At 48.7% G+C, this 5,371-nt stretch carries 4 protein-coding genes; all 4 read right to left on the minus strand.

Annotation, left to right across the window (positions count from 1 at the left end; all coding sequences use genetic code 11):
* Positions 1-8 precede the first annotated feature (8 nt).
* On the minus strand, positions 9-560 hold the full coding sequence (locus tag KDD36_12100; GenBank protein MCB0397394.1) for an HAD hydrolase family protein: 552 nt from the start codon (positions 558-560) through the stop codon (positions 9-11).
* Positions 561-604: 44 nt separating this feature from the next.
* Positions 605-2,407, minus strand: coding sequence for a hypothetical protein (locus tag KDD36_12105; protein ID MCB0397395.1), 1,803 nt, complete (start codon positions 2,405-2,407; stop codon positions 605-607).
* The gene (locus KDD36_12110; GenBank protein ID MCB0397396.1) at positions 2,404-3,192 is read right to left on the minus strand and encodes a DUF2520 domain-containing protein; all 789 of its coding nucleotides are present in this window, start codon (positions 3,190-3,192) and stop codon (positions 2,404-2,406) included. Before KDD36_12110 ends, KDD36_12105 begins: the two co-directional genes overlap by 4 nt.
* Positions 3,193-3,218: 26 nt before the next feature.
* Positions 3,219-5,371 (minus strand): cytochrome c biogenesis protein CcsA (gene ccsA / locus KDD36_12115; protein ID MCB0397397.1); only part of this gene is annotated, 2,153 nt, incomplete at its 5' end.

Consider the following 5,371-nt stretch of genomic DNA (forward strand, 5'->3'; position numbering starts at 1 on the left):
ACATGACCTTACCAGCTTAAGGCATCCTTGGTTTGGTGATGATCATCAGGGTTGTACCACTTGCCCTGAACCTTCAATACCTGCTCAAGCACATCTCGCACACAGCCATGCCCACCTTTGAATGGAGAAACATATAGGGAAATGTTCTTGATTTCTTCCGCTGCATCGGCAGGACATACCGGAAGCAATACCCTGGACATGATCTCATAGTCCGGCAGGTCATCGCCCATATGAAGGATCTCCTCCGGTTTCAGGTCATATAATTCCATGAACTCTTCAAAGATCTCCAGTTTTTGACTTGCACCCAGGTAAATATCCTGAATGCCCAGTCCGGCAAAACGTTCCCTGACCGCTTCTGATTTGCCACCTGTAATGATGGCAATTTTGTATCCTACCTTCACTGTATGCTGAACGGCGTATCCATCCTTTACATTCATGAGTCTCATGGGTTGTTGCCCCGGCATAAGTATCACACTGTTGTCCGTGAAAACACCATCCACGTCAAACGTGAAGGCCTTGACCCTGGCCATTAGCTCTTTGTAACTGGGTTGCTCTTTCATGGTAGCGAAAATAGATAAAGTTTCGGGATTGCCTCACCCAGGTCCTACGGAACAAAGGAGACCTCAAAGTCGTCGATGTAAAGTGTTCCTTTCTCCGGAGGAGGGATTTCTACATATGCTTCTACAATGGCATCATACGGAATGGTCTTCTGGACTTCATGGCCGAACTGCAAAGCAATCCACTTGCCATCATTCGATTCTCCCGAACAAACCTCGTGTTCATGATGCATCAGGTCTTCGTCTCCCTCGTATATCCGCAGTACCAGTCTGGCCCTGGGTGCATTCAAGCAATAACTTTTAAGGGCTACCCTGACGTAACTGCAATAGCGAATGTCCCTGAAGTATCTGACAAAACGGATGCTTCTCCAATAGGTGGAATCAATGCGGCATGCCCATGGCGGACTGGCACTTACCGTATCGTAAAGGGTTTCCGGTCTGATGTACTCATCCTCGTACTCAAAGTTGTTTGTAAATACCAGGACGGCGCCATTGTCGGAAGCCTGATATGTTGCTTTCCACGCTGCATCCCTGAGGTTCCATTCCCACGTTGCCACCCTTCGGAAGTCCAGTAACCGGCTGTCTTGTTTTTCCATTGCTTCCTGAACAAGTGCATAATGGGATTGCAAGGAGTGTTCGGGTAGATAGGCATATGCGAGACCAACATGAAAGGTAAGGTTGACCGCAAGCAAGATCATGGCTATTCTTCTCCACAAAACCTTTTGCATTAGATTTTCCAATGGGTAGAAAGCGTACCAGACAAGCAGGGGCAGCAACATATAAAATGTCATGGAACCGGGACTGCGAATTGAGAAGAGATAACTGATATAAAGGAATACCAGAACCGCTGCTGTGAGCAAGCGTACACTTTTCCACTCCGGGCGTTGATTTCTCAGGAAGAAAGCAATCAACAGGTAGATGCTTTGTATGAGTCCGGCTGCTACGAGTACAATGGTGATGGGGCTTAGCACCGGGTGGGCAGTAAAGAATGACTTCCATTCATTCTGACCGCCGGGTAAGAACTGAAGGATCTCAAAAGAGGCAAAACCCATGGCCCTGAAAAACAGGTCAGGTAGGTTCTTGAGGTTTTCTGCATGGAACTGGATATTGGATTCTACGCCTCCGCTCATAACGGAGCCATACCGTATCAAGGTGGGATAGAGGGTGGAGAGGGAAATGGCCAATCCCAGAATGGCAAGACCGGTGAGTGCCATTGCATGAACCGTTCCTTTTTTCTTCCATTCCAGAATAAAGAGCGGGAATGTCAGACAAGGCATCAAGACCCACGAAAGATGCAACTGCATGGTCCATCCGATGCACAAACCGATGATGAAAAAACCGGGCTTCGCTGCAACCAGTCTTTGTGTATAACCTACATAGCCCTCGATGAGGGTAATGATAAACGGAATGGCGGCCCAAAGTACATAAGAGGGGTTGATGGGTGTGGTGCTGAAGTTTAGTGTCCACGGTGAGAACCACAACCAGGCCCAGACGAACCAGCGGGGCATGGAAGGAAAACGTTTGATCAGGTAGGCACCGAAAACAGTCAGGGCGATAAACGAAATAAGGTTGAGAAATATCAGCGGACTCACCGGATTACTCCAGACAAAGAATGGTCCGCCTACAAGCAATCCTTCAAGGGCACCGGGAATCTGTGAGTTGGTATGCACCACATCCGGACCGAACCAGGGCCATACTCCCGTGGTAAAAAATTTCAGTCCGATTAAATAGGTATGAAGGTAATCTTCGCCACGGAAAGTAAGGGTGCAACCGTACCAGGTTCGAAACACCAGGGCTGCCAATGCGAATGCAAGCCATGTCCGTTCTTTCCAAAAGGCGGCGGTTTTCATTCCTGATGCAACCTTACAATATTGTCCTGACTTTTTAAAATATCCTCAGACATCAACTTGTAAATCTCCCGCCAGTCCGGATGATCTTTCAGGTAATCCAAATGTTGGTTCATGACGGCTTGATCAGAACGAACGGCCGGTCCCGTCTGCATTTCTTCAGGGAGGTGATGCATGACCTTCTCTGAGGTCTCAGCAATCAACGGTCGCAGCAGATCGAAGTCGAGCTCTTCCGCCGCAACGATGTTGCCTGCAATATTGTAAAGGTGATTCGTGAAGTTGCAGCAAAATACCGCGGCAATGTGCAATACCTTTCTTTTGTCCGAATTCACTTCATGGAAGGACCGGTTGATGGTGGAAGCCAACTTGTGCAACATATTCCATGAACCTTCGCCATTCGCTTCGATGCACAGTGGCAGTTGCTTGTAGTCAATGGCCTTTTGCCTGGACAAGGTTTGCAACGGGTACAGAACGCCGTGGTTCGGGAAGGCATCCAGCATGGACATGGGTTGTGTACCGGATGTATGCAGGACCAGATAGTTCTTTTTTTCCAATGAATCCGCCACAACTTTCAATACGTCATCGCGAACTGCTATCAGAACTACTTCTGTTGCATCGGGTATGTGAAACGGGTTGATGTCCAGCGGTTCGGCCAGCAACTCGGAGGCGAGTTCTTTTCGGTTCGCTTCGGTAGGACTGTTTACGGAAAGAATGGTGTGCCCAACATTCAACAAGGCTTTACCCAGATGGTAAGCTACATTTCCTGCACCTATGATGGATATTTTCATTTTCAGATAATGGATAATAACGGAGATTATGCCTTACGCATTCTCTTCCTGATCGCCATGGCCGTGCCTGCCACCAGTAATACGGCGCCAAGCCACAGGATATTGATAAATGGAAAAACGATGGCCTTCATAATAATAAAATCACTTGCTGCCTTCTTCTTTTCTTTGATGACGACCACAAATCGTTCACTGTCCGGAAGTATACTTTGTACGAAGAGTTCAATGCCCAGAGACTCTACCTCATCCGGAACGAACTGGATGTTGCCGTCGTCAAGCAGGATCATGGGTTGTATGGGATGTCGATGGCCGTCGATGTCTGTGGCGGTAAACATCAGCATCGCCCCTTTGGCGTTGGCGCTACCTTTGTACCTGGTGGTATCGATATCACGACTTACGGTATCGAGGGTAATGATGGCATGTTGTGCAAACAACGTGTCACCGAACTGCATGGTATCCATGCGCGGTTCCTCAAAGGTTTCTTCGGGTTTGGTGAATTCCGTTAGGTCTGCATACTGGATATGGGTATAGATATCCCTCGTCAGAAAATGCCTGGTGTCAGGTTCCGCCACATTGCCCATCTGCTTGTTAAGCTGAATGAGCGGCTCAAGTTGAAAGGCTTCGCTATAGTTGCCGTCTTGATCTTTATTGAGATACCGGATGGTATAATATATGTTCACCCCGTCCTTGTGTTTGCCGGAATAGGTAATATGATAACCACCCATCCGGAGGGTATCCCCCTGAACCATCATGATGTTTTCTCTATTCGGAAGTCCTTCGGCGATCTGTTCCAGATCATAAGCGGAACTGTTTTGTGAGATCACCTGCTGGGTGGCATTGGAGATAAGTGCGCCCACCAGTATCAGTCCGAAGCCCAGGTGTGCAACGGATGCTGCCTTGTGATCAAGCCCTCCTTTCAAAACCAGAAACCCATAATCCAGATTCGCGATCACAGCAAAAACCGAGGCGCACATCAATGCGATGTAAGGCCCCTGAAACATGTTGAGTGCCCATGAAGATCCGATACCGACAACGAGCGAAATGAGCAAGGCGGGTAAAATCCTCTTTACCCATTGCTTGAATTCTGTGTGTTTGTATTTGAGGAATTGGCTGATGCCCATGAGTGCGGCTATGAGCGAAGCAAAAGATACCTGCCAGGCATTGTAATGCTCAACCGGATTTCCCGGCGGTGCCATGTCCAGTCCGAAAACTTTGTTAATCACCGGGATGGAAGTGGTGAAGGAAATCTGAAAGCATGAGATCAGAAGGATCAGCGCCCCCACAAACATCCAGAATTCCCTGGACCAAAGGGAATCTTCCTCTTTATCCGGATCCTTGATATGCTTATAACGTGTAATAAGCAATATGATGGAAAGCAGGGTAAAGAATCCCAGGTAAACCAGTAGTTGTCCGGACATCCCCAGGTCGGTAAATGCATGGACCGAGGCATCTCCCAGGATGCCACTACGTGTGAGGAAGGTGGAGTACAGGATCAGGAAAAAGGTGATGAATGTAAACAGGTAAGTCGTGAAGAGTGATCGCTTTCTGGCGTTAAAGATCAACATGAGGTGCAATGCGCCCACCAGGGTCAGCCATGGTACGAGGGATGCATTTTCCACGGGGTCCCAGGCCCAGAAACCTCCGAAACTCAGAGCTTCGTAAGCCCAGGCGCCTCCCATCAGGATGCCTGTACCCAGTACCATAACACCGAGGACGGTCCACGAAAGGGCCGGCTTGATCCATTCTTTATAACGACCGGTCCACAGACCTGCAATGGCAAATGAAAACGGGACCACGGTAAGGGCAAAGCCAAGAAAAAGGGTCGGCGGGTGAATGGTCATCCAGTAATTTTGCAGAAGAGGGTTCAGTCCCCGTCCGTCCAGATGTTGGAGGTAGTCGGGATTGCTGAGAAAAGGCAAGCCGGCCATGTCAGGGTGATGGCGCAACAGAAGAAACGGATTGCTGCCAACCTTATACCCGAATACATAAACACCTAGCAACATAGATGACAGGAACACCTGAACCAGGGAAACAGTGGTGAGAACGGGTGCACGCCACTCATCCTTTCGCCGCATCAACAACAGCCCGATGATCACATGCCATAGTGTCCATAAAAGAAAACTACCTTCCTGTCCTTCCCAGAAACAAGAGAACATGTACCTGAGCGGAAGAGTGGAGGAGG

This window comes from Flavobacteriales bacterium (assembly GCA_020435415.1).
In the GTDB taxonomy this organism is placed as follows: Bacteria; Bacteroidota; Bacteroidia; order JACJYZ01; family JACJYZ01; genus JACJYZ01.